A 26,546-nucleotide genomic window follows, 5' to 3' on the forward strand; every position below is an offset into this window, starting at 1 on the left:
GGACGTGGCATCGGTGATCGGCCGCGTCGAATCATTTTTGGCGGAACGACCCATCATGAGCAATCGTCGCGGAAAGAGGGCCGTCGTCGCGGCTTGAACTCAAGCCCTACTTCCTACTTCCTATTTCCTATTTCACAAGCACCAGTTTACCAGTATAGCTTTTGCCACCAGTATTGATGATGTAATAATAAGCGCCGGCCTTCATTTGCGTGGCAGGAATTGTTACCTGGTATTTGTGGTTGGCTGTTGCCATACCTTTAAACAATACTTTCTCGCAAGTGCCCAGTGCATTGTAAATGCTTATAGTGGCGAGGGCGTTTTGCGGTGAAGTAAACTCGATCACTCCGTTCGCAATTACCGGGTTGGGGTATGCTTTAAACGTAAAGTTACTTACGCCCGCTGCCGGTAAGTTTTGTTCAGTTGCTTTTGCTGTGCCGGGCGTGGTTACTTTGCGGCCTCCGCAATCAGAAAAGTCTTCCGTTACTATTGTAAAGCCGGTTTTAGTACAGCCGTTGGCCGGGTCCTTTACGGTAATGTAATAAGTACCAGCGGCACTGGTTGTTGTAACAGGCACTACATCTTCAAAATCAGGCCCTAACCATAAGAAGGTCGCATTGGGTGTATTGGTAATGGCCGACATGGTAACAACCTGGTTGGCGCAACTTATAGGGCCATTATTACTAACGGTCACTACGGGGCTTGTAGTATTCTCGGCCACAGTGGTTGATTTGCTCGATGTACAGCCATTTGCCGGGTTGGTAGCCGTCAACGTATAAACGCCACCATGCTTAACAGTTGCTGATGAAGAGTTCGAACTATAGCTGTTCGGTCCTTCCCATTTGTAATCCACATTCATATCCGATGACGACGAACTTCCAAAAATGGTTACGCTGCCTGTTAAACAGGTAATGATCCCGGAATTGGTGATCGAGATCTCACCGGGACGAACGGTATTTTCTTCAACTATTGTAGAGGCGCTGGCAGCGCAACCTGTTACCGGGTTGGTAGCCTTGAAAATATAGGTGCCGCCTTTTGATATTTCCGGATTCAGGGTAGTAGCAGTATACCCGTTTGGTCCGGTCCAGCTATAGTCGGTACCGGTTGCTGAAACCGTACCATTGATAACCACACTGGTAGTAATACAGTTAATGCTTCCGGTGTGAGTGGCGGTAACAGCCGGTTTTGTTGTATCCAGGCTCACGGTAGCGGCAGCGGTGCCGGTGCAACTACCCAGGGCCGCTGTTAAGGTATAAGTACCTGGTTTTGTAACAACCGGGTTTTGTGCAGCTGAGGTATATCCATCCGGTCCACTCCACGTATAGCTTACCCCTGCTGTTGCAGAACTTCCCTGAAGTGTAACCGAAGTGTTAGTACAGTTTATAAGGCCGCCTGTTGCACTCGCCGATACATTACCGGGGCCTGTAGCTATGGTCTGCACATCGTCGAAATAATAAAACTCATCGTTGCCGGTAGCTTTTGCCCTTACCACGATCTGCAGCGTGTTGGCGCTCAGTCCTGAAAGGGAAATGGAAACGGGGGTTGGGGTAGTGCTGTGATTATTTATGCCGGCGGTTTTTTCGGCAAATAATACTTCAGTACCATTATTGAGTTTGTAATAGAACCGGATGTAATCACCATATACAGGATCGGTGTTCATCACTGCGCCATTGATAACGGAACTTCTTACAGTAGCCGAGATAGCCGCACTGGTTTTGCCTGTGATATTGATTGCTCCCGAGGTCCATACACCTTCAGCACCCGTGTTGGTGGAGCTGTTACTTACACGGAACTCATTATTGAGCACCGAGAACAGGGCTGTAGATGGGTTTACGCTGGTTGTCCATGGGGTGGTTCCTGCATCAGCAGTGGCACCATTGGCCAGGGTAAAGTCCTCGAGCCAGGTGCTCGTGCTGCCCTGCGTAACTGTAGCTGATGCGGTACTGGTACAACCATTGGCCGGGTTGGTAACCGTTACATTATAAGCGCCAGCAACCGTAGCTGCCGGGTTTTGTGCTGTAGAGGTAAAATTATTGGGGCCCGTCCAGTTATAAGTAACGCCAGTGATGGAAGAGTTTCCTGACAAGGTAACCGAAGAGCTGCCGCTGCAGCTAAGGGCTCCGCTGGCGCTGGCAGTGGCGCCTGGTGGGGTTGTGTTCAGGGTAACAAGGGCCGTATCGGTTCCACTACATCCGGTAGCGGGGTTTTGAACGGTCAATGTATAAATACCGGTTGTGGTTATAACGGGATTTTGTGCAGTGGAAGTAAAGTTATTGGGGCCCGTCCAACTATAGCTTACGCCACCCGCGGTTGAACTGCCAAGCATGGTAACCGATGCCGCGGTACAGGTAATGACGCCGCCGGTTGCAGTAACGCTCTCGGTGACAATATCGCTTCCTGTAAGCTTTATATTATCGAAATAATACCGCTCGGCAGAACCGGAATTGCTGGTTTTGATGATCACCTGCAGGGTGCTGCCATTGAGCGCTGCAGACGTGAAGGTAGTAGAGGCTGTACCAGTGGTGGTAGAACCTAATCCGGCCAGGTCTTCAAAAACAAGTGTTTCCGCTCCGTTGTTCAATTTATAATATATGCGAATGTAGTCTGCGGTTTCAAATGAGCCGCTGGTCACTTCACTGCGCAGGTCAACCGAAAATGTCACATTCGATTTGCCTGCAATGTTTATTGCCTGTGAAGTCCATACACCTTCGTACTGATCATCAAACGAAGTTTTGAATTCATTGTTTTGTACCGAGTAGGTGCCACTGCCGCTGGCAGTTGCCATCCAGGCGGTAGCGCCTGCGTCGGAGGTAGTGCCATTGCTCAGGCCGGCAAAATCCTCGAGCCAGAAGGTAGTGGCAGCAGACGACCCGGCCGTTACTGATACTGATTGCGAGGCGGTACAGCCGTTTGCCGGATTGGTTACGGTAGCGGTGTATGTACCTGCAGCGGTTACACTGGGGTTTTTCGAAGTACTCGTAAAACTATTAGGTCCCGTCCATTTGTAGGTAGCGCCGCTTACTGTTGAGTTTACATTCAGCGTAATGTTCGATAAGCAGGCCAAATTACCTCCGCTGGCAGTAATATCCGGCGCTGTTTTATTTTCAGGAACGGTGATGGTAGCAGATGCAGCACAACCCGAAGTCAGGGTAGCGGTTACCACATATTGCCCACCTGCGCTCACTGCCGGGTTTTGTACAGAAGAAGTAAACCCGTTGGGGCCAGTCCAGGCCCAGCTGCTCACCGAACTGCTGGTATTGGCCGACAATTGCGCCGTGGCGGTACAGGTTACAGTTCCGTTTACTGAGGGCGTAACGGTAACAGTTCCGGTACCGGTGCTGGTGCCGGTTACTTTGATATTATCAAAGTAGTAACGTTCCGTAGGGTCCGAATTACTTGTTTTAATGATGATCTGCAGGGTGCTTCCGTTCAGGGAACTCGAATTGATCGTGGCAGAAGCATTGGTGTTGGTGGTACTTCCAAGACCGGCGAGGTCTTCATAAACCAGTGTCTCTGCACCATTATTTAACTTGTAATAAACCCGGATGTAATCTGCGGTCTCGAAGGCATCATTGCTGCTGGATAATTCACTTCGCAGATCAACCGAAAAACTGACATTCGTTTTCGAAGAGATGTCTATCGCCTGGGAAGTCCAGATGCCCACGCCCTGGCTGCCGCTGAATGAAGTTTTAAATTCATTGTTTTGTACTGAATAAGTACCAGATCCGGTAACAGATGTTGTCCAGGCAGTGGCTCCGGCATCGGAGGTGGCGCCATTGCTCAGGCCTGAAAAATCTTCGAGCCAGAAGGTGGTGACCGCAGATGACCCAGCCGTTACCGATACCGATTGCTGGGCGCTGCACCCGTTGGCCGGATTGGTTACAGTAACTGTATACGTGCCGGCTGCACAAACCGTAGGGTTTTGTGAAGTGGAACTAAAGCTATTAGGACCGGTCCATTTATAGGTAGCGCCGCTTACGTTGCTGGTGGCGCTGATGGTCACGCACGAACCGCAGGCAAGGGCGCCGCCGGTGGCGGTAATTACCGGCGCAGCTTTATTATCTGTTACCGTAACACTCGCTGACCCGGTGCCGCTGCTATTGGTGGCCACTACGGTATAGGTGCCGGCTGCTGTTATCGTTGGGTTTTGTGCAGTTGAAGTATATCCATTAGGACCGCTCCAGCTCCAGGTAGTAGTACCGGTGCCGGTGGCTGTAGCAGATAAACCCAGTGAGGGGTTGGCGCAGGTAAGCACCCCGCCATTGGCCGCTGCTGTAGTTACATTGATCGCTGAAACCGCGCAGGGGCCTTTTTCTTTAAATACGCGGTACTCCTCAATATAGTACTTGGAAGTTTGTGAGCCGCCATTGTTGTAGTTATAGATCTTTACCACCAGCTGAACATTGCTGCCCGTAAGGGTGCCGGAAGTAAAATCTATAGTGCCGAAATTACCCGTGCGGGAGTCTAACAACGTTTCGGCGCCACCGTTGATCTTGTAATAGATCTTTACATATTCCGAACTGTTCATATCTCCTTCGGAAGAGACCTTTACAGCTACCTGGAAGTCGGAATAACCTGCGGTAGAAAATACCCGTGAATACCAGATGCCTTCGCCACCCAGTTCCTGGGCATGCAGGCGGTTTGATTTTACGGCAAAATAACCAGTGGAACTTACATTGGTAGCATCGAGGTACCACCCGGTTGCCGATGCATCGGCAATGACGCCATTGGCTAAGGGAAACTTGCCCGAAATGATGGGGCATTCAGGCGTAGCCGACAGGTAATTACTAAGTAAAACAAAGAACATTAAAAGAGAAAACGGTTTAGGTATTCGTTTTTGCATATATAGGGAATTTGTTCGCTTATACGGTTGCGTGCAGGGCAAAGCATGCCCGCCCGCCAAAGCAGGATAGCTATAGCTGTCAGGTTATATTAATGGATGGCACCATGCGTGGCAGGCATGGAAAAAGGGGTATAGTATGGTTGTAGGAAAAGGCAGGCAATGGTAGGTTGTCCTGAACGCAGGTTATTGAAAGCGCTCAAATTAATAACAAAGTTTCCGTGGAAACACATTTATTTTCAACTTATCCTTTTAACAGTGCCAGTCAACTGATGATAAGTTATGATTAAATACAAGATGAGGGTTATGGAGAAATGATTATATATAAGATCAGTTCACTTTCTGCATATATTCAGTCAGGAATTTCTTGGGGGGCTGTCCGGTTATCTTTTTAAACACCCGGTTAAAAGTAACGGCATTGTTAAACCCGCTTTGATAAGCAACCGCCGCCAGGCTATCAAAAGGTTCGCCTACTATCTTCTTACAGGCTTCATTAATGCGCACTTCATTCAAAAAAGTAACATAGGTTTTTAACGTATGCTTTTTAAAGTACCGGCAAAAAGCCTGTGGGGTCAAATGCGCCACATCGGCAATTTGTTTAAGTGTAATGTTCTCGGTATAGTGCGCCATGGTATACTGGTAAATGTCATTCATCCGCAGTCCTTCCGATTCGGTGATGGCGTTTTCTGTTTGTGTGCTGGAGAGTGGTTTGTATGGTTTAATGCGGCTGAGGGTTTGTAACAATTGAATAAAGAAGGCCAGCCTGATGCCATTCCTGGCTTCTTTTACCAGGATCATTTTTTTGCTGATCTCCTGTTGATGCGAAGCTGGTACCTGTAAACCGGCGCTGGTGGCCTCCATAAACTTTTTAACGTTGTTCATTTCCGGCAGGTCAAGGATCTTCCCAAAGGGACCACGCAGGTCAACAAATAAGGTCAGGGCATGAATATCTTTCTGGCTGTTCTTTTCAAAATAATCGGGATCACTTTTGAACAGATGGGGCTGGTTGGCGCCCAGGATATAAACATCGCCCGATTGAAACCGCTGCATACAGGTGCCGGCAAGGAGGGTGCCTTCGCCTTTTATGATCCAGGTAAGCTGGGTTTCATTATGGCGGTGCAGGTGATTGTAAAAATGTGGTAACTTATCTTCCTGAACCATGATGGAATGCTCTTGGGAAACAGGTATGGTGAACTGAACAACTTTCATTTTCAGTAGTTTGGTTGGTTTTACCAATATTACCAATTTTTTCCCATAGTGCCATGCAGGAGGTTAATATTGGTAAAAAAGTGGTCAATGGTGAATGGTCAATGGGTTTCTCAATTTTGAGCTTCCTGACTAATTCGAAATTAAAAGAATCGCGAGTTATTCACCATTCACGATTCACCATTCACCATTCACGATGTTAAAATCGGTAACAAACTGATTAAAACCCGCTATCCTTTACTAACTGTTTCATAATACTTTTATTAAAAATTATTACGAATGAGTATATCATGGAAAGGTATTTTTCCTGCCTTCACAACCAAGTTCACCGCTAACGATACCCTCGATCTGGCATTGTTTGAAAAGGGCCTGCAATCGCAGCTGGATGCCGGCGTGGATGGAATTGTACTGGGAGGCAGCCTGGGCGAAGCGAGCACCCTGACTACCGATGAAAAAGAAACCCTGGTGAAGCTGGCCATTGAAATAGCCGGACCGGTTCCCGTGGTGTTGAACATTGCTGAAGGGGCTACCAAAGAAGCCATTAAACAAGCCGCATTGGGCAAAAGCTGGGGCGTAAAAGGATTGATGTTATTACCACCCATGCGTTATAAAAGTGATGACCGCGAAACGTTGACATTTTTCAAGTCCGTTGCACAATCAACCGATCTGCCCATTATGATCTATAACAATCCTGTTGATTATAAGGTAGACGTAACCCTCGATATTTTTGAACAACTACAGGAATGCGATAACATTCAGGCGGTGAAAGAATCAACCCGCGATGTATCGAATGTTACGCGTTTGATTAACCGGTTTGGCGATCGCTATAAAATACTGTGCGGTGTTGATACGCTCGCTATGGAAGAATTACTGATGGGCGCCGACGGCTGGGTAGGCGGACTGGTAACCGCGTTCCCCCGCGAAACCGTTGCCGTATATCGACTGATAAAAGCCGGCATGATCGAAGAAGCCCGCGCCATTTACCGCTGGTTCCTGCCCTTACTGGAGTTAGATATTCATCCCAAATTAGTACAATACATTAAGCTCGCCGAAGCGCAGGTAGGCTTAGGCTCCGAATACGTACGTGCGCCGCGCCTGACTTTAGTAGGCGAGGAGCGTGAGCGTGTATTGAGGATCATTAAAGAAGGAATTGCTTCCAGACCAGATTTGAAAGTTGATCAGTTGATCAGTTAACCAGTTAACCAGTTGACCAGTTAACCTGTTGACCAGGAAGAAAGAAGTTGACAGAGTTGATAAGGTTGATATAGTTGATAAAGGAAAGGCAAAGGCAGAAGTATGAAATGGGAATTAAGAAGCTGAGAGGGATGAATATTATAGCGAGGCTGTATTTCTCCCCCTCCACCGGAGGGGGCCGGGGGGAGGCCTCCCGCTGAAAGTTGATGAGGCAAAGTACAGGAGTAGGAGCCCTGCAATAAGGGCGTTTGCCGTTTCACGTTTGCCGTTTCACGATTCACACACGCTTATGAGAAAACAACACATACTTATCCTTGGCATGCTCCTCACCACAGCAGCCACCATGTCTCAACAGACATTATATCAACAAAACAGCGAAGTCAACAACCTGATGGTGCAATTCGAGGCAGACCGCGGCAGCCTGAACCGGTTCTATTTTGTAGAGAATTCACCTGAACGGCGCAATCGCTTTGTAACGCTGGTCACCGATTATGAAAAACAGGTACAGCAGTTGAACTATGAAAGCCTGCCAACCGGCAGCCGGGTAGATTATCTGCTGTTCAAACGAAACCTCGATGAACAATTGCGGTTGCTGGAGGTAGAGAAAAAAGAATGCGACCAGCTCACCACCTGGTTCTCGTTTTCAAATGGCATCTATGAAATAGAAAAATTCCGCCGCCGCGGCTCCCAGCCCGATGCACAACAATGGGCGGCCAGTATGAAAACCATCACTGAAAGCATCAATCATCTTTCCGGATCGTTAGCAAAAGACACCACCATCACTATCCATTTAATTCGCCGGGCGCAGGGCATTGTAAAAGGATTACAGGACGCGATGAAAAGTGTGAATGAATTTTATGCAGGTTACGATCCCGGCTATACCTGGTGGCTACCCGATTCCTATAAACACCTCGACAGTGCGTTGATTGCCTATGGAAAATTATGGCAGGAAAAAGGGAAAGCGGCCCCCGGTGGTAAAGACGATGGCAGTCATATTATAGGTTATCCAATCGGGCGGGAAGAGATCATTCGCCAGTTGCAGCTGGAATATATTCCTTACACACCCGAAGAACTGATAGCTATCGCCAATAAAGAATTTGCCTGGTGCGATGCCGAAATGTTGAAAGCTTCTCAGGAAATGGGTTTTGGTAAAGACTGGAAAAAAGCGCTGGAAAAAGTAAAGAACACCTATGTGGCGCCGGGCAAACAACCCGAGGCCATCATGAAATTGTATAATGAATCAGTGGACTTCCTTAAAAAGAATAACCTGGTTACCATTCCGCCAACGGCGGAAGAAACCTGGCGCATGATAATGATGACGCCCGAAAGACAACTGGTGAATCCCTTTTTTACCGGGGGAGAAGAGTTGAGCATTTCCTACCCAACCAGTACCATGGAGGAAGATGATAAACTGATGAGCATGCGTGGCAATAACCCACATTTCTCCCGTGCCACTGTACACCATGAACTGATTGCCGGTCACCACCTGCAGGGGTTTATGAATAGCCGGTACAAAGCCTACCGCAACTTTGATACGCCTTTCTGGATCGAGGGTTGGTCGCTGTACTGGGAAATGATCTTGTGGGACCTGCATTTCCCGCAATCGCCCGAAGATCGTATAGGCATGTTGTTTTGGCGCATGCACCGTTGCGCCCGCATCATCTTCTCATTGAACTATCACCTCGGTAAATGGACGCCTCAGCAATGCATCGATTTCCTGGTTGACAGGGTAGGCCATGAACGCGCCAATGCCGAAGGCGAAGTGCGCCGGTCGTTTGTGGGTAATTACGGTCCTTTGTACCAGTTGGCCTATATGATCGGCGGTTTGCAATTCTATGCCATGAAAAAAGAACTGGTTGATAGTGGTAAAATGACTTATCAGCAATACCACGACGCCGTGCTGCACGAAAACTCCATGCCGGTTACTATGGTTAGAGCTATACTTACCAATCAATCTATTCCGAAGGACTATAAAGCGGAATGGAAGTTCTATAAGTAAGGTAATGGGGAGTTGACCAGTTAACCAGTTGACGAGTTGACCAGGAAGTTTACAGAGTAAAAACTAAAAAGCCTATCCAGCAATGAAAAAACACAATCTATTATTATCGCTACTGGTGTTGCTGTGTGCATCTACGTACAGTCAATCGTATGTCCCCGAAAAGCAACAATCCAAAATGAAAGTAAAGCCTGTAGTGCCGGTAAAGGCCTACAGCTTTAACCTGCAGGATGTACAATTGCTGGATGGTCCGTTTAAGAAAGCGATGGAAGCAGATGTGCGCTATTTGCAGGTAATAGAACCGGATAGGCTGCTGGCCGATTTTCGTGAACATGCCGGACTAAAAGCAAAGGGCGATCATTATGGTGGTTGGGAACACAGCGGACTGGCAGGCCATTCCCTGGGTCATTATTTATCTGCCTGCGCCATGCATTATGCCGCCTCGCACGATAAACAGTTTCTCGATAAAGTGAATTACATCGTAAACGAACTGGCCGAATGCCAGCCTAAACGCAATGGGTATGTAGGCGCTATTCCCAATGAAGACAGCATGTGGGCCGAGGTGGAAAAGGGCAATATCCGCTCGCGGGGTTTTGACCTCAATGGCGCCTGGTCGCCCTGGTATACAGTGCACAAGATCATGGCCGGTTTGCTGGATGCGTATCTTTATTGCGATAATAAAAAGGCATTGACGGTAGAGACCGGCATGGCCGACTGGACGGCCAATCTCCTTCGCAACCTGCCCGACAGCTCCCTGCAACGCATGTTATTTTGCGAATACGGCGGCATGAACGATGTGCTGGTCAACACCTACGCCCTTACCGGCGAAAAAAAATACCTGGACCTTTCTTATAAGTTCCACGATAAACGCATCCTCGATTCACTGGCGTTGCAAAAAGACATGCTGCCCGGCAAACATTCCAATACCCAGATCCCCAAGGTCATTGGTTGTATTCGCCGCTATGAATTAACTGCCGGGGAGAAAGACAAAACCATCGCTGATTTCTTCTGGCAAACGGTGGTAAACGATCATACCTACGCGCCAGGTGGCAACAGCAATTACGAATACCTGGGCCCGGCCGATCAGCTCAATGAAACGCTTTCCGATAACACCATGGAAACCTGCAATACTTACAATATGCTCAAGCTGACCCGGCATTTGTTCGCCTTGCAGCCCACTGCCAGCCTCATGGATTATTATGAACGGGCTTTGTACAATCACATCCTGTCGTCGCAGAACCACAGCACGGGCATGATGTGTTATTTTGTGCCCCTGCGCATGGGTACGCAAAAGGAGTTCAGCGATTCGTTCAACACCTTTACCTGTTGCGTGGGCTCGGGTATGGAAAACCATGTGAAGTATGGCGAAAGTATTTATTACCAGGGCGCAGACGGCAGTTTGTATGTGAACCTGTTCATCGCCTCGCGATTGACCTGGAAAGAAAAAGGCGTAGTGATAGAACAACAAACCCAACTGCCGGAAAGCAATTGGGTCCGGTTTGCCATCAAAGCTGCCCGACCGGTATCGTTTACCCTACGCATCCGTAACCCGCATTGGTCAAAACAGGGCGTTTGGTTAGCCGTGAACGGAAAAGAGCAAACGAATTTGCAACCCGGCGCCGATGGCTATTTCACCATTACCCGCACCTGGAAAACAGGTGATGCGGTAATTGTTAAACCCAGCCTGCAATTATATACCCAATCAATGCCCGATAACCCCAACCGCCTGGCAGTTTTTTATGGCCCGGTGGTATTGGCGGGTGTACTGGGCAATAAGGAACCCGATCCTGTAACTGGTATTCCGGTATTGGTGTCAGGGGAAACAGATCCTGCCCGTTGGTTACAGGCAGATAACAATCAGCCCCTGGTTTTTCATTCGGTGAATACCGGGCAACCACAGGAGGTTACGCTCAAGCCATTCAACCAGGTACAAAAAGAATTTTACAGTGTGTACTGGGACCTGTTCACACCACAAAGCTGGGCGGAACAACAAAAAGTGTATGAAGCCGAACGCAAAAAACGGCATCAGATGGAAGTAAACACCGTTGACCTTTTACGCCTGGGCGAAATGCAGCCCGAACGCGATCATGAATTTACCGGCGATAAAATAAATACCGGTGAAGAACATACCCGCAAATACCGGGTAGCGTATCCCGACGGTTATTTCACGTTTGATCTGAAGGTGGATCCGGAAAAAACAAACAGCCTGTTGTGTACCTACTGGGGAATGGATAACCGGGGCCGGACATTCGATATCCTGATAAACGACGTGAAGATTGCCACCGAAGACCTGAACAAATACAAGGCAAGTAAATTCTACGATATTGTATATCCCATTCCTGCTGAAGTCACCAAAGGAAAACAGCAGGTAAAGGTAACCTTTAAACCTGCTGCTCAAAACATGGTTGGGCCGCTCTATGGGGAGGTGAGAATGATGAGGGAGAATTAGTCAACTCGTCAACTATAACTTACTAAACTGCTTTACCAGGTTGTTTCCGGTACCAGCTACCTGAACTTTAAAAATATAAGCGCCCTTGGCTAAAGTAGATACATCCACCACCCTTACATTCAATCCCTGCTGCAACGTAGCCTGCTGACTAATCACCGGTTGGCCCGTAACAGTATATACCTGTGCCGTAACAGTAGCAGGGGCATCGCTTGATAATACGTAATTAATAGTTGAGGTCGCTTGTGTAGGATAAACAGTCATCTCATTATTGCTACCCGTATTTTTCAGGGTGATTACAGATGAATAAGTATAGGTTCCGTTGATGTCAACCTGTTTTACCCGGTAATAACTGGTGGCATTGGTATTATTCTCATTAAAAAAATAGGTATTGCTGGTGCTGTTGCCTGCCTGAACCCGGCCAACAGAGTCAAAATTGCGGCCATTAAGAGAGCGTTCAACAATAAAATAGTTATTATTCACTTCATTGGTGGTAGACCAGCTAATGGCTGCCCTGTTATCTTTAATAATACCGGTAAACCTGGTAAAATTAAGCGGTAAAGCGCCCGTTACCATAACGGTAGTACTTAAAGTAGTGACCAGGCAGCTTGAATTGCTGATAACAACAGATACACTCTTACTACCGGCGGCGGTCCATTTGGTAGAAGGAGTGGCCGCGGTAGAGGTAGCGGGCGTGGCGTTGGCGCCAAAGCTCCAGTTGTACGTGATGCCGGAAGAAGGGCTGTTGCCGACAGAATAGGCATTCGTACTATTTACCATTGCTACGGTATTGCCGCTGATAGCCATATCGGTTTGCAGGTGCATTTCAATATCATCCATAACAACTCCGTAGGTGGAATTACCATTATTATCCTGAATATGCAGGTTTAGGCTTTTGTCGCTGCTATTGGCGGGCACAGTAAAAGTAAATGTTTCAGTTGACCAGCTAAATGTAGTGTTGTTATAGCTTTTGGTTTGATTGAGGTAATTAAAATTGGTATTACCACCTCTTATTTTTATCGCGATCCCGGGGTTGTTAGGGGTAGAAGCATTGATCCTTCTTGTTGCTCTGAAAGAAAGCACATAGGTAGCACCTGGCATAATACAGATGTTCTGGTCAATACAACGATCCATATCGATCTCGGTAACGTAATTGGAAGCATTCGTTCCGCCATATGTTGTTTCAGGATTCACTTCTACTGAGCAACTGCTTGTCCAGCCGGTGCTGCTATTATTAAAAGAAGAATTATTGGTCAGGTTTTGCGCCGACATAAAAAGCGGCAATAAAATTATCGCAATTACCAGGGCAGATTTTGCGATCAGATCGTTTTGGCCAGTGGGCTTAGGAATTGTAATTGTTTTCATTTTATAGGGATTTTTGCACATGTCAGTATATAGTCCAGTTCGATGCCAGAATACAACCAGTTTACTATGAATGATTTAGATGGAGTGCGTAAATGAGACAATTTCCCGGCATGGGATTTTCTTCCCGGTATGTTACTGGTGGAATTGAGCCAGTAATATATGTGTGTAGCAATCGGTAAGGGTAACTTTGTACTGGCTTTGGCGGGGAAATTACAAGGGGAGCATGTTGCTTCCGGCAACGTTACCGCAAAAAATGGCAGTGCTGTTTTCAGCGGGAACCTGAAATAATTACAGTCGCTGCAAATTTGTTGCAGCCACGTGCATAGCAACAGCATGTAAAAAGTATCACTTAAGTTCTTATCTTCGACGCCTGTTTAACCATGCAATTTTCGGTTATTGGCAAGCGGAATATTATTATTGTACTATGCACAATAAACTAATGATTGGTACGGTTAATGGCCTGTTGGTTTTAACAAATAGTAAAAGCATCTTTTAAACTACTTATTTATTTATTGAATGGCATTCCTGGAGAAACAGTTGTACGTTAAAAAGTCAACCTTACCTAACGCTGGAAAAGGATTATTTACCAAAAAGTTCATTCCTAAAGGAACCCGTATTGTAGAGTACAAAGGCAAAACAAGGACCTGGAAAGAAGTTCAGGCCGATGAAGACGAAAGCCCTTACATCTACTATGTAAAACGCAATTTTGTGATCGATGCTTTGAACGATAAAAAAGCCCTGGCCCGGTACGCCAATGATGCCCGGGGTTTAGAGCGCGTAAAGGACATAAATAATAATGCCGAGTATGCCGAAGAAGGGGTACGTGTGTTTATCGTGGCTGCAAAAGATATTCCGGCCGGTGGTGAGATCCTGGTAGGGTATGGCCCCGAGTACTGGCAGGTAATTCGCCATAATATCCGTATCGACGAAAAAGAAAAAAAGAAAGCCCAGGCCAATGGTGTCAAAGTGAATGGTACCAAAATAAATGGCAAGAAGTTGAATGGCAAGGCTACCAATGGCAAAAAAGTAAATGGCAAAGCCGTTAATGGTAAAAAGGTCAATGGCAAAAAGACCAATGGCGTTAAAGTCAATGGTAAAGTAGCCAACGGCAAATCGGTTCACGCCAAAGTGAATGGGGTGAAAAAGGCAAAGGGCAAAGGGCAGAGGGCAAAGAGCCTCGTCGCGGCCACGTTGAACGATTAAGGCTGAATACCGGACGCGAAACCCGCGAAACCGGTACCCGCTTCACGTTACTTCATCAGCTTCTCAATAAAAAGATTGATCACTTCAACCAGGATGAGGATTATAATGATCCATTCCAGCACAATGCTGTTCCTGTATTGAAGCAAGTCTTTAAACAAGTCGAGGTTTTCCTTTACAATTTCCAAACCCTCGCGGATAGTTCTGAACCGGGCCTGCAGGTCGAATGTTCTTTTCAGACCAATGTCGAGCCGGTTCAGATTCTCATCTTCCCAGGTTTCTTCGGGTGAATCAAAAATATACAGGTTGGCCTCAATACGGTTCTTCAGGTTCAGCGTGCGGCCAATATATTTTTTCAGGTTACCGCCCGAGAGTTCCAGCCGGCCTTTCTTCTCCAACGTCTGGGTGTGATAGGTTGTTTCTTCCAGCAGCAGATTGGTTTGGTGGCTGAAATGGTCCAGCGCAACTGATTGCGACACGTTCAACATTATCAACCGCAGGCTATCAGTAGTTTCCTTTTCAATTTCAATTTTGTTATAGCCGAATTTATTACGGGCAGCATTCACTTCAATATCAAACTCATCGCTGATGTGCTGATCGAACGGGTTTTTGCAATAAGGCGTAATGGCCTGAATAAATGCCATGATCTCTACCTCGTTGTAACCAAGAAAGCACACAATACCGTATTTGAAAATATACACTAACTTCTGCGATTGCGATTTCACCCGGTAAAACAACTCGTCGGAATCCCCATGTAACAACTCAGCCTTGAACACCGTTTTAAACTCTTTAATATCAATGCCATCGGCTATTTGTAAGGATAATACTTTTAACATACGTCTACTGTTTGATTGATCTTTCAGAGATCTCCTGTCTATACCTAAAGTTAACTTTTAGTACCCAGTTCCTGTTTTAATTGTTCTTACCAATTGATTATGATACCCATTCACCCGCTGTTGAGCCGGGACCTTTCCATGTTTCACCTCCTTCAACTTAAACGTTTCAGTAAATAAATAACTCGTTTCATGAAAACGATTCCAGCTTTTTTTATCAAGTTTGAGCTGGTTAAATAAAAACACTAAACTGATTGCTTATGCCAATTACTTGCTACATGCGGGACAGGATTCCCTTGCCCGTTCCCAGGCTGTTATTGCCGCTGTTATTGATCCTTCCATTTTTCTCTGTGGCGCAACTGAAAACGATTTCAGGAACAGTTATCGACGAAACCAATGCACCCGTTCCCGCCGTTTCTGTTGTTATTAAAAATTCAACCACCGGTACAAAAACAAATACCAAAGGAATATTTACCATAAGCGCATCGCCCGGCGCTATTCTCGTATTCACATCAACCAGTTATGAAACTGTGGAAGTGCCGGTTGATGAGCGCACTGAATACAACGTTACCCTAAAGCTGAAAGTATCGAACATGACCGATGTGGTGGTGGTGGGATATGGCCGCCAGAAAAAGGTGAACCTCGTTGGCGCCGTAGGTACCGTGAATGTTGATGAAAAGCTAACCAGCCGTTCTGTACCAAACGTATCATCCGGGTTAAGCGGATTGGTGCCTGGTCTCGCAGCCGTGCAAAACAGCGGCATGGCTGGTCGCAATGGCGCTACCTTATTGATCCGGGGTTTGGGAACGGTGAATAACAGTAGTCCGCTCGTAGTGGTAGATGGAATGCCCGATGTAGACATCAACCGCATTAATATGAACGATATTGAGACCATCTCGGTGTTGAAGGATGCTACCTCCGCATCGGTGTATGGATCAAGAGCTGCCAACGGCGTAATTCTGATCACCACAAGAACCGGTAAGGGTAATAGAAAGACCGCCATTACTTTTAACGGCAATACGGCGGTGGAGAAACCCGTAAAGGCGTATTCCTTTATGGCCGATTATCCAAGGGCCTTAACCCTGGAACAACGCCGCGCCGCCACCAGTACCCTGCCTGCCAGCCAGACTTTTAAAAACGGAACCATTGACCAGTGGATGGCGTTGGGCATGATCGATCCCGTTCGCTACCCCAATACCGACTGGTGGAATATTATCATTCGCGATGGAAAATACCAGAACTATAACCTGAGCGCAACAGGTGGCAACGACAGATCGAACTTCTTTATCTCAGTAGGCACACGCAATGAAGCCGGTTTGCAGATCAACAACGATTACAACCAGTACAATGCCCGGTTCAATTTTGATTATAAGGTTCGTAACAATATGAACACCGGGGTAAAGTTCAATGGTAACTGGTCGAAGCTGACCTATGCCCTTGAAGATGGCTTTACCGATGCCGACCCTACCAATACCGCCGGTACTGATATGCAATACGCTATTGCCGGTATTTTACCGTATGACCCCACTACCGATAAGTATGGCGGTGTTATGGCCTATGGCGAAGATCCGCAGGCATACAATCCTTATACATTATACATCAATAGTCTTAACCACCAAACCCGCCAGGAGGCCAATACCACCATGTATTGGGACTGGACGCCCATCAAAGGGTTGACCGGTACAATAGATTACTCGCTGAATTATTACAACCAGTTTGCTTATAATGCCAATATGCCCAACCAGGCATTCAACTTTCAAACCAATAGCTATGGCAGCCGGGTGTATGTAGGCGCCAATGCCGGCGTCAGCAATACTACCCTGAACGGCTACAAAACCATGTTGAATGGTCGTCTGAACTATCACACCATCATCGCCACTCATCACGACCTCAGCGCCTTGTTTGTGTATAGCGAAGAGTACTGGTACGATCGTACCCAGGGCAGTTCACGCAACGACCGCCTGTTCCCCGGTTTGCATGAAGTGGATGCCGCGCTCACGGGGGTGGTAACTTCCAATGGTACTTCCAACGCCGAGGGGTTGCGCTCGTATATTGGCAGGGTTAACTATGCCGCCTTTAACAAATACCTGCTCGAAGCTAATTTCCGGGTAGATGGTTCTTCCAAATTCCTGCCTGGTCACCAGTATGGGTTTTTCCCATCGGTAGCCCTGGGCTGGCGGTTCACCGAGGAGAACTTCATCAATAAGTTCACCGATAAGTTTTTAACAAGCGGAAAGTTGCGCGTATCCTATGGCGGGTTGGGTAATAACAGTGGCGTAGACAGGTACGAACAACAACAAACGCTCGCCAATAACCTGTACATGATCAATGGCAATGTTACCCGCGGTTTTGTAAACAGCAAGCTGATGAATGTTGGGTTGTCGTGGGAAAAGACCAGCGTTTTGAATGCAGGTTTGGAACTGGCCTTTCTCAACAACCGGCTTACCGGCGAGTTTGATTATTACGATCGCCTCACCACCGGCATGAACCGGCCATCGGACCTGTCGACATTTTTATCGGGTGCGTACAATGCACCGCGTAAGAATATCGGTAACCTGCGCAACCGGGGTGTAGAAGGTACTATTAGCTGGAAGGACAATATTCGCACGGTGAATTATGCCCTTACATTGAATGCATCGTATAACCAGACAAGACTCGAAAAATGGAACGAGTATATTGGCAGAGGTTCAACCAACTCAAGCGCCAACATTTTTCTGGACATGCCTTATAATTTTGTGTATGCTTATGAAGCCCTTGGCATTGCACAAACCTGGGAAGATATTTATAACCACACCCCGCAGGGCGCACAACCGGGCGACATCCTGCGCAAGGATATCAATGGCGACGGCCGGATCGATGCGAATGATATGCGCGCTTATACCAATATTGCCCGCGACAGGCCTACTACATATGTAAACTTTAACGGCTATGCTTCCTGGAAAGGTTTTGATGTGGCCTTTATGGTACAGGGTGCAGCCGGCCGGAAAGATTTCTGGTTGAATGCATTCAACAACACCAACTTTAGTACGGCCCGCTATGCTTCTACCTGGAACCACTGGACCCAGCCCTGGTCGTGGGATAACCGCAACGGCGCCTGGCCACGGTTAGGAGGAAGTGGCAACAACCAGGCAACAGGCGCTACCGGCGCCGGTATGTCAACCTTCTGGCTCGATGATATGAGTTACATCCGCCTGAAGAACGTACAGTTAGGTTACAATATTCCAAAGAAGCTCATAGGTAAGGCCGGTATCAGCAGTCTGCGTATTGCCGGTACTGCTGAAAATATAGCTACCATTACAAATTTCCGGGGCCTGGATCCCGAAAAAGCGGGTAGTAACAACAATATGTATCCGCTGGTAAAATCATATGCCCTGTCTGTACAATTAGGTTTATAAACTGCTGCAGTATGAAACAAAGAAATACAATTATATCTATAAGAATACCCGTTTTAATCACCCTGGTGGGCTGTATGTTATTGCAAACGGCCTGCCGCAAGGGACTCCTTGATCAGGACCCAACCACCGAGATCCTCATATCCCAGTACTGGAAAACTGAAGCTGATGCTACGTATGCACTGATGGGAGCTTATGCTTCCGTCAGGCCATGCTTCGACCGCGACTATTATTTCGATGGCCAGGGTGAATATGTGCGCGACCGCAGTGGTACCAACAGCGCCACTAATAACAACCTGCGGTTAGGTGATGCATACTACAATGGTAATTATAACCCTACGGGTTATGGCGGTTCGTTCGATAAAATGTTCAAATACCTGTATGGTGGGGTGAACCGCGCCAATTATGTGATTGATAATGTAAGCAACATGTTGCAAACGGCAGACACTTCCTCCATAACGAACCTCGAAAACATTATTGGGGAAGCCCGGCTATTACGCGCCCTGTGTTATTTCAAGCTCATCAGCATGTGGGGCGATGTGCCCTTCCTTAGTCATACGGTGAGCAGTAATGTAGATGATGCAAATCTGGAAATTGGCGATGTATCGCGTATGCCTATTGGCCAGGTAAAAGATTCCATAATCTCAGATCTCACCTACGCCTATAACAAGCTGCCGGCGCCTTCAGCAAACGTGGCGGTTGGCAGAATGGCAAAAACGGCTGCACTGGCCTTGCGCGGTAAAGTGTATTTATACTGGGGTTCCTGGAAAAATAAGGGCTGGCCCGAACTGGAAGGTTTTACGCAGAATGCGACAGAAGCGACTGCCGCCTTTACGGCCGCCGCCGCCGATCTTAAAAAAGTAGCTAACGATTTCGGTCTTACCTTATACAAAGGCGGTGAGCCGGGTGAGATAGATACATTAGGCAAAGCCGATAAATTACCCAACTATTATTATTTGTTTACGCCTAAAGCCAATGGCGATCCGGAAAACCTGCTTTATTTTACCCATGGCGGAACCGGAACCAGCCAGGGTGAAGAACTGATGCGCGATTTTGCCGGCCGTTCGCACGAAGGATCACAATGCTGGGTATCTCCCCGCTTCGAAATAGCCGATCGTTACCAGTTGCTTACCACCGGTGATTTTGCTCCCAAGCTGGTTCCGTTGAACCCCACCACCGTTGCGGATGCACGCACCCGCGTTAATTCGGCAGTTAATCCTGCGAGTTATGCCAACCGCGACTACCGGTGTAAATCAACCATTCAATGGGATTATGAAGTGAGCCTGGGAATGGTATCCCTGGCGTCAACAGGCATGTGTCCCTTTATCTACAAAACCTGGGGCGCCAATGTCGTCATCGGCGGCGTGAAATACATTACTTATAATACCGATGGTTCCAATTCAGGCTTTGTGTTCCGCAAATTTGTTCGCAACTATGCCGGGCAGGGCCGCAGTGATGGCGATTATGCCTGGCCGGTAATTCGCCTGGCCGATGTGTATTTGATGTATGCCGAAGCTGCCAATGAAATAAGCGGCGGTATTCCGCCTGCAGATGCGGTTGACCTGGTGAACAGGGTACGGCACAGGGGAAATCTGCCACCATTAGCCGCGGCTAAAACAGACAATCACGATCATTTCTTCGATGCTATTGAACAGGAAAGAATAGTAGAGCTGATCGGGGAAGGACAACGTTCATTCGATCTTCGCCGCTGGCGCGTGATTGAAACAAAATGGGTAGGTCCAGGCAATGCAGCCGGTGTATGGCGGTTAGATACCTGGAACACCCAGGCGCAGCGGTATTTCCAGAACACTTCCTTCCGCGAATACCAGCAGGATTACATTTTCAAGATCCCGCAAAGTGAAAGGGACAGGAATCCGAATCTTACGCAGAACGTACCGTGGAGGTAGTAGTTGAAGGACAAAACTTCAAATCATAAGTAAAAGAGAAACTAAATGAAACGAATTATCATAAGCACATTAATAATACTGAGTGTACTATCGTGTAAGAAAGATCACCCGGTAGATGGCGATGGATTGTTGATAACGCCCCGGCAGGAATGCTATGTAAGCAATTTTGAATTGCTGGGCGCTGATTATGTGACTGTATTGACCAAACAGCCCGTTATTGATACTACTGCACAAACAGTAAGCGTGATCGTGCAGTTCGGCACAGACCTGAAGAACCTGTTTCCGCAGTTTACGCTGGCTACCGATTGCAAACTGGACCCCAAGATCGTTGGCAAGGTTGATTTTTCCGATCTGGCTAACCCCAAAGAATATAACGTGATCTCGGGCAACAGGCAGATAAGCAAAACGTACAAAGTTTTAATAACTGTTCAACCACGATAAGATGCAACAATCATATATTAGATACATTTCTGCAGCGATATTCCTGGTGTCGACAACGATAGGTTGTACAAAGAAAGAGTACAAAATTCCTACGCCAAAAGATGTGCTGCAAAACGATTGTATAAAAAGAACCCAGGGCCCCAATATTGTAGGTCAAACCATTGAGTTTGCCTATGCTATGGCCATATTGCCCGAAAAAGGAAAACTGACCAATGCCAGAGTAGAAGCCACCATCGATGGCGCTGCCGGCACCTGGATGGAAAATAATTCATACTACACCAATAACACCGGTGTGGATGTAGGCATCTCCGTAGGCAGCACGTCAGTGACCACCAAAAATGTAACCACCGTTACCTTTAATAAAGACACCAATGCAGCTACGCTGCGGTATTACTATGTAATTCCAGATCAGGCCCGTGGACAATCCGTATCCTTTACTTTTTCAGCGGAAAGCAGCGATGGTGAAACGGTCTCTTATAAAATGGGACCGTATACCATTGCGAATATGGATATGAAAAAAGGCATCAACCTTACTGATGGCGGACTGATGTATATCTCCATCGCCGATATGGCAGCCTACAATGCAACCGATGCAGCCGCCAAAGCGGGCAGTATTGACCTGGTTTACCTGTACCGGAATATTACCACCAGCGCCTTTAACTTTGCATTGGTATCGCCTGCAGCCGATCCGCAATATTTACCGGGTGTTACCTTACCCACTGGTGTAAACAGAAGTACCTATGAAAGAAAAGTGTTTAACCTGCAGGATTACAACCTGGCGCAAATGCAGTATGGTATCTATATAGATGACCCGGATTTTCAGCAGCTGAATATGACAAACGATCCCAATTACGCCATCAACCTGAAACAGGAAGCGGGTGTGTGGGTAGAAACTGCTGATCATAAGTACCGGGCCTACGTTTATTTTAACACGGCAAGTACTACCACCAAAAATGCCGTGATAGGCATTAAGCGGTATACTTTGTAGTTGTAATGACCTGTCAGGTGGCGCTTGTTCATCTGACAGGTTTTTTTGAATCGTGAAACGTCAAACGTGAAAGGACTCGCGAGGATGTAACATTGCGCACTATTTTTCATTTCTTACTCTTTTCATCTCTCGCCCATTATCAACTATATCAACTATATCAACCCAATCAACTCTATCAACTTCCTGGTCAACTGGTCAACTGGTTAACTGGTCAACTGATCAACTCTCCCCCGCAACTTTTCATGACAAAAGCTGACTCGAAGATTTCTCCGCCCCCTCAATCCATACACGCACACGGTTAATCGATTTTAAGATGTTCTTAGTAAAGTAACGGGATAGCTTTAAGCAAACTTTATTAAGTATGCGAAACAGCTACACCCAACCTGTACTCTTATTTATTATCTGCGTATCCTGTATTACGATGGCATGCCACAAGAACAATCCGGGCTCTGCTGATCTTACCGGTAACTGGAGCATTGCCGCCGATTTTAAAGGCGATTCAAGAAGCGAAGCCGCAGCATTTGTTATTGACGATATTGCCTATGTATTAGCGGGTATCTCAGCCCGTGGTTCATATAACGATATGTATGCCTTTGATGTAGCCAATGGTAACTGGATGAAAAAAACACCGTTGCCGGCTGCTCCCCGCAGAAGCGCAGTGGCTTTTACCATCAATGGAAAAGGGTATATAGGAACCGGTTATCAAACTGATGCTAAAAACGATAATATCCTGAAAGATTTTTGGGAGTATGATCCCGTTGCGCAAACCTGGATGGAGAAAGATTCCCTGCCCGGCGATGCCCGGTACGATGCAGCTGTATTTGTGATTAATGGTAAAGCGTATGTATGTGGCGGATACGATAACAACAAGGCATATAATGATTGCTTTGAATTTGATCCCACACAGCCCAAAGGGTTTCAGTGGAAAGAAAAAGCCAGCTTTCCACACAAGACGTATGCGGCCCTTGCATTTACGCTGAACAATATGGGTTATATGGTAACCGGAACTAATAATTCCGAGGTTCAAAAAGAACTGTACCAGTACGATGCCGGTCACAACCTATGGACCACCAAACGCCCATTGTATAATTTCAGCAATGAGTCGTACGACGATCGCTATACTACTCTTACCAGGAAAAATGCCGTAGCCTTTACATTCGATAAATATGCCTTTATCGCCACAGGCTCAAATGGTGGGTATGTGGCCAGTACCTGGCGCTACGATGCCGATGCAGATACCTGGAAAGAGTATACCGGCTTTGAAGCAAAGACCCGCGAAGGCGCTGTTGCCTTTACCGTAAAGAACCGGGCCTTTGTATTAACCGGCCAAACCGGTACACTCTTCCTGGATAATATGTTTGAGTTCAGTCCCTTTGCTGCTAAAGTCGATAATGATTAAACTTATTTAGGAGCTATAACCAATTCAATAGCGTCATTTGGTTTAGGGGTGGTAACGGTAAAATTGATCCGATAAATGTTATCACCCCATTTTTCTTCCACGCCTTTATCTTCCATAGACGTTAAAGGCACCTTTTCAACGGTAGGTTGCATTTGTTTGGGATTATATTGAATAACCACATCGGCAGGGTTGCCTTTTTTCGGGGTGCAATGAATAACCAGCTCGCCCGGTTTGGTAACCTCGGCGGGGTAACAGGTCATCAGGTGTTCGGTAATACCCTTGGCGTTGTTCAGTTTAAAGATGTCTTTTACCACCACATTCTTACCCCGGTTCAACCTGATGGAGCGTTGCCAGCTGCTGGCGGCCGACTGTTCAGGATAGGCGTGCGAGATATCCAGCGACAATTCCGCAAACGACTTGCCTTTATTATAAGCAACGTTCTCCGCCTTGTATTTGGCGCCGGGTAATTGATTGGTTCCATTGATAGTGGGGGTGTTATGATAGTCGGAACAGTTGTTCCAGATCTCGTAGCGTTTATCACTAAACGTTTTACGGGTATACGTGCCCCGGCCAACGTCAATGAGCACAGGCCCGCCATTGTAATAGACAATGTAATTGCCCACATCGTTGTGGTTATGGCTTTCGTCGTTGTGACCACCCTGAGCTGCAACAAACAAGCCATCGGTGCTGCCGGTTTTATCCCTCGCTATCATAACCTGGATACCCGGGAACCACGCATCGGCCGGCAGTGGCAGGCTTTGAGCCGATTGCTGAATTTCATTTTGCATAAACAGCTCAAACAGGTTTCTGAAAAAATGGGACCGGCCCATATGCCCATCATCAGGCTGACGATAGTATGCGCCAAATTGCATCATGCTGGTATCGTGAATATCTTTTCCGAAGCGATAGATCATGCTGGCTGCCATACCCGGTTGCGGATCGGCATCGGCAAAGTCGAGCCAGTATTTCTCGCTTATTTGTGCCCGGTAAATAAAACGGGCCATGTTCTTTATTTTTTCATTCTCGTAAACATACGTGAATGCATTGTTGGTGGCCAGGTTCAGCATGGAAATATTATCATATAACGCAGCAGCGGCGGCGCCCCAGTAGCCCGGTCCTTCATCACACCCACCATCCTGCGGATAGGGATTTACAAACTGATCCAGCACATTGAGCAGTTTGCTCACCATGGCTGTGCGTTTGGCGGCGTCTTTTTCCAGCAGCAGGGCGGCGTTCAACCAGTTGGAACAGATCCAGGGATTCCAGTTGTTAGGCGGACGCCCATTGGCATTGGCCGCCATCCAGCCATGCGGTTTGTTCATCAGCGGTTGAAAGATGCGGTTATTGGTTTCGTAATAAATGCGTTTTCTGATCTGAGGCGATACCGCATCCAGTTTGTCACCCAAAAAATAATCGGCCCACGCCAGGTAGGTAGCCGTTTCTGCGCTGAACAATTCCACAAAAGGTTGCGATACATCCATCAGTCCCGAGTGGTCTTTGTCGTGCGGCAGATGTGCCGGTGCGCCCCACCACGATTCTTCACAAATATTCCAGATGCCATTGATGATGGGATCCATAAAGCGGCCTTTGTTTTCAAATACCTCGGCCATTATCAACGTACTCAGTACCCCGCGTTTTTCAAAACTGATGCGTTCGTAGGTGCCCCGGTCGCCGGTACGCTCAATAAGCAGGGAAGTAGTGGCCGGAATGGAAGGCCATTGATAAGTAAGATAACCGTTCGCCTGTTTTATAAAGGCCTGTATGGTGGCATCGTTCACTTTGGCCCAGCCGGCGCGATCGGTAATACGGGGAAAAGGTGTCCATTTAGCCTGGGGGATCAGTAGTTCCTGCAGTTGCTGGGTGGAATACTTTGCGCTCAACAGGTTTTGTTGTGCGGTAATTTGCAGGTGCCATGCCATGATGGCCAGGAAAAATATTGTTTTTTTCATATAGCAGTGTTTCATGATGTCCGTTCGACTGAACGTCGTTCGGGCGAGAGCATGATAAATTTAACCCTTTAAGATGGGCGGCCACACAAAAACAGTTGCGCCTCGCGCATCATTTTTTACGAAAACGTTTCAGTAAATAAATCAGCGTTTTCTGAAAACGATTCCATCTATTTTTACCAAGTTTGAAGGGCTTATGCCAAAGAAATTTCCGTAAACGATTGCAGTCAATGAAGACCCCGAAACCGACCAGTAAAAATTCCATCCAGGAACTAGCCAAAGCGCTGAAATTATCGCCGGCAACGATTTCCCGTGTACTGAACAACCACCCCCATGTACATACTACTACCCGTAACCGGGTGATGGCCTTTGTTGCCAAAACGGGGTATACCCGAAATGTGATGGCTTCGGGGTTGCGTACCAACAGAACCAATACGGTAGGGTTGATCGTTCCAAAGTTTTCGATGTTTTTGCATACCGAAGTGATCACCACTATTCAGAGCGGATTGCATGCACATGGATATAACCTCATCATTTGCCAGTCGAACGACTCCATTGAGATGGAAAAAGACCTGGCGCGAACCTTGTATGCGTCCCGGGTGGATGCAGTGATTGCCGCCTGCACTTTATTTACGAACGACTTCAGTCATTTCGATATCTTAACGGAGAACAATATTCCGGTACTGTTTTATGATCGCGTACCGGTGCAACCCTATCCCGCCTGTATTGTCAAGGGAGATGATTTCCGGGGAGGCTTTTTAGCGGCCTCTCACCTGATACAATTGGGTTGTAAACGCATTGCCTATATTTCGGGCCCGCTTACCTGTAATATTTATATCGATCGCTTTGCCGGTTTTGAAAAAGCCATGACCCAGCATAAGATACCTGTTCGAAAAGACTGGGTGTTTTATCACGAGTTAACGGCCGAGAATGCCCGCAAAACCATGTACCGCTTGTTTGCAAAGCCGCCATTCCCCGATGCAATCATGGCCGCCAATGACGTAACCGCCATTGCGGTGCTGGAATACGCCAAGGAAGTGGGCATCATAGTTCCCGAAGACTTACGCATCGTCGGTTATTCAAACGATCCACGCTCGGCCATCATTACCCCCTCCATAACCACCATAGAACAATTCCCGGTGAACATTGGCAAGGTAATAGTAACGGAAGTGCTAAAGCGCCTGAAGAACGACAGCGACAGTGAGGTGTTATCGCCCGAACCAATTATAGTGCCGGTGGAGTTGATTAGGCGGATGAGTACGTAGGAAGAAGGTAGAAGGCAGAGGTTATGGGAGCTAGGCGCTAAATTTTAGGGTAGGATTCTACGCCACACTTAATCTCAAAATTACCAATCCAAAAAGTTAAGCCCACATTTTAAAATTTGCACATTTTCACA

General features: G+C 47.1%; 15 protein-coding genes. 10 read left to right on the forward strand and 5 right to left on the reverse strand.

Annotation, left to right across the window (positions count from 1 at the left end):
- Window positions 1–127: 127 nt before the first annotated feature.
- Both ACJ751_RS14420 and ACJ751_RS14425 read right to left on the reverse strand, forming a co-directional pair.
- Window positions 128–4,840: a T9SS type A sorting domain-containing protein gene (locus ACJ751_RS14420; RefSeq protein WP_407746200.1), complete on the reverse strand. Its 4,713-nt coding sequence runs from the start codon at window positions 4,838–4,840 to the stop codon at window positions 128–130.
- Between the two features lie 327 nt (window positions 4,841–5,167).
- Window positions 5,168–6,046 carry an AraC family transcriptional regulator gene (locus tag ACJ751_RS14425; RefSeq protein ID WP_407746201.1) on the reverse strand — a complete coding sequence of 293 codons (879 nt, stop codon included), beginning with the start codon at window positions 6,044–6,046 and terminating at the stop codon, window positions 5,168–5,170.
- A gap of 276 nt (window positions 6,047–6,322) precedes the next feature.
- Here ACJ751_RS14425 and ACJ751_RS14430 point away from each other — a divergent pair, with 276 nt between their 5' ends.
- The 3 genes from ACJ751_RS14430 to ACJ751_RS14440 all read left to right on the forward strand — a co-directional run bounded on the left by ACJ751_RS14430 (window position 6,323) and on the right by ACJ751_RS14440 (window position 11,682).
- Entirely contained in the window at window positions 6,323–7,237 is a 915-nt protein-coding gene (locus ACJ751_RS14430; protein ID WP_407746202.1) for a dihydrodipicolinate synthase family protein, read from the forward strand.
- A 289-nt stretch (window positions 7,238–7,526) separates the two neighbouring features.
- Window positions 7,527–9,236, forward strand: a complete 1,710-nt coding sequence (locus ACJ751_RS14435; RefSeq protein WP_407746203.1) for a DUF885 family protein — start codon at window positions 7,527–7,529, stop codon at window positions 9,234–9,236.
- Between the two features lie 82 nt (window positions 9,237–9,318).
- Window positions 9,319–11,682, forward strand: coding sequence for a beta-L-arabinofuranosidase domain-containing protein (locus ACJ751_RS14440; RefSeq protein WP_407746204.1), 2,364 nt, complete (start codon window positions 9,319–9,321; stop codon window positions 11,680–11,682).
- A gap of 12 nt (window positions 11,683–11,694) precedes the next feature.
- Here the strand turns inward: ACJ751_RS14440 and ACJ751_RS14445 are convergent, their stop codons facing one another.
- Complete coding sequence (locus ACJ751_RS14445) at window positions 11,695–13,044, reverse strand: T9SS type A sorting domain-containing protein (RefSeq protein WP_407746205.1); 1,350 nt, start codon at window positions 13,042–13,044, stop codon at window positions 11,695–11,697.
- Between the two features lie 516 nt (window positions 13,045–13,560).
- On the opposite strand from ACJ751_RS14445, the gene ACJ751_RS14450 reads away from it, so the two are divergent.
- Window positions 13,561–14,247 (forward strand): SET domain-containing protein-lysine N-methyltransferase, encoded by a 687-nt coding sequence (locus tag ACJ751_RS14450; RefSeq protein WP_407746206.1) that lies wholly within the window; start codon window positions 13,561–13,563, stop codon window positions 14,245–14,247.
- A 47-nt stretch (window positions 14,248–14,294) separates the two neighbouring features.
- Here the strand turns inward: ACJ751_RS14450 and ACJ751_RS14455 are convergent, their stop codons facing one another.
- Window positions 14,295–15,080, reverse strand: coding sequence for an RMD1 family protein (locus ACJ751_RS14455; protein ID WP_407746207.1), 786 nt, complete (start codon window positions 15,078–15,080; stop codon window positions 14,295–14,297).
- A 257-nt stretch (window positions 15,081–15,337) separates the two neighbouring features.
- Between ACJ751_RS14455 and ACJ751_RS14460 the strand changes: the two genes are divergently transcribed.
- From ACJ751_RS14460 to ACJ751_RS14480, 5 genes are all read left to right on the forward strand, one after another.
- Complete coding sequence (locus tag ACJ751_RS14460; RefSeq protein ID WP_407746208.1) at window positions 15,338–18,472, forward strand: SusC/RagA family TonB-linked outer membrane protein; 3,135 nt, start codon at window positions 15,338–15,340, stop codon at window positions 18,470–18,472.
- Between the two features lie 11 nt (window positions 18,473–18,483).
- Window positions 18,484–20,376 carry a RagB/SusD family nutrient uptake outer membrane protein gene (locus tag ACJ751_RS14465; RefSeq protein WP_407746209.1) on the forward strand — a complete coding sequence of 631 codons (1,893 nt, stop codon included), beginning with the start codon at window positions 18,484–18,486 and terminating at the stop codon, window positions 20,374–20,376.
- A 45-nt stretch (window positions 20,377–20,421) separates the two neighbouring features.
- Window positions 20,422–20,817, forward strand: a complete 396-nt coding sequence (locus ACJ751_RS14470; protein WP_407746210.1) for a hypothetical protein — start codon at window positions 20,422–20,424, stop codon at window positions 20,815–20,817.
- Between the two features lies 1 nt (window position 20,818).
- Window positions 20,819–21,805 (forward strand): DUF4466 family protein, encoded by a 987-nt coding sequence (locus ACJ751_RS14475; RefSeq protein ID WP_407746211.1) that lies wholly within the window; start codon window positions 20,819–20,821, stop codon window positions 21,803–21,805.
- 361 nt (window positions 21,806–22,166) lie between these two features.
- On the forward strand, window positions 22,167–23,204 hold the full coding sequence (locus ACJ751_RS14480; RefSeq protein WP_407746212.1) for a Kelch repeat-containing protein: 1,038 nt from the start codon (window positions 22,167–22,169) through the stop codon (window positions 23,202–23,204).
- A gap of 2 nt (window positions 23,205–23,206) precedes the next feature.
- Here the strand turns inward: ACJ751_RS14480 and ACJ751_RS14485 are convergent, their stop codons facing one another.
- Window positions 23,207–25,153 (reverse strand): heparinase II/III family protein, encoded by a 1,947-nt coding sequence (locus ACJ751_RS14485; RefSeq protein ID WP_407746213.1) that lies wholly within the window; start codon window positions 25,151–25,153, stop codon window positions 23,207–23,209.
- Between the two features lie 227 nt (window positions 25,154–25,380).
- On the opposite strand from ACJ751_RS14485, the gene ACJ751_RS14490 reads away from it, so the two are divergent.
- Entirely contained in the window at window positions 25,381–26,415 is a 1,035-nt protein-coding gene (locus ACJ751_RS14490) for a LacI family DNA-binding transcriptional regulator (protein WP_407746214.1), read from the forward strand.
- Window positions 26,416–26,546 lie beyond the last annotated feature (131 nt).

This window comes from Niastella sp., assembly GCF_045805085.1.
Lineage (GTDB): Bacteria > Bacteroidota > Bacteroidia > Chitinophagales > Chitinophagaceae > Niastella.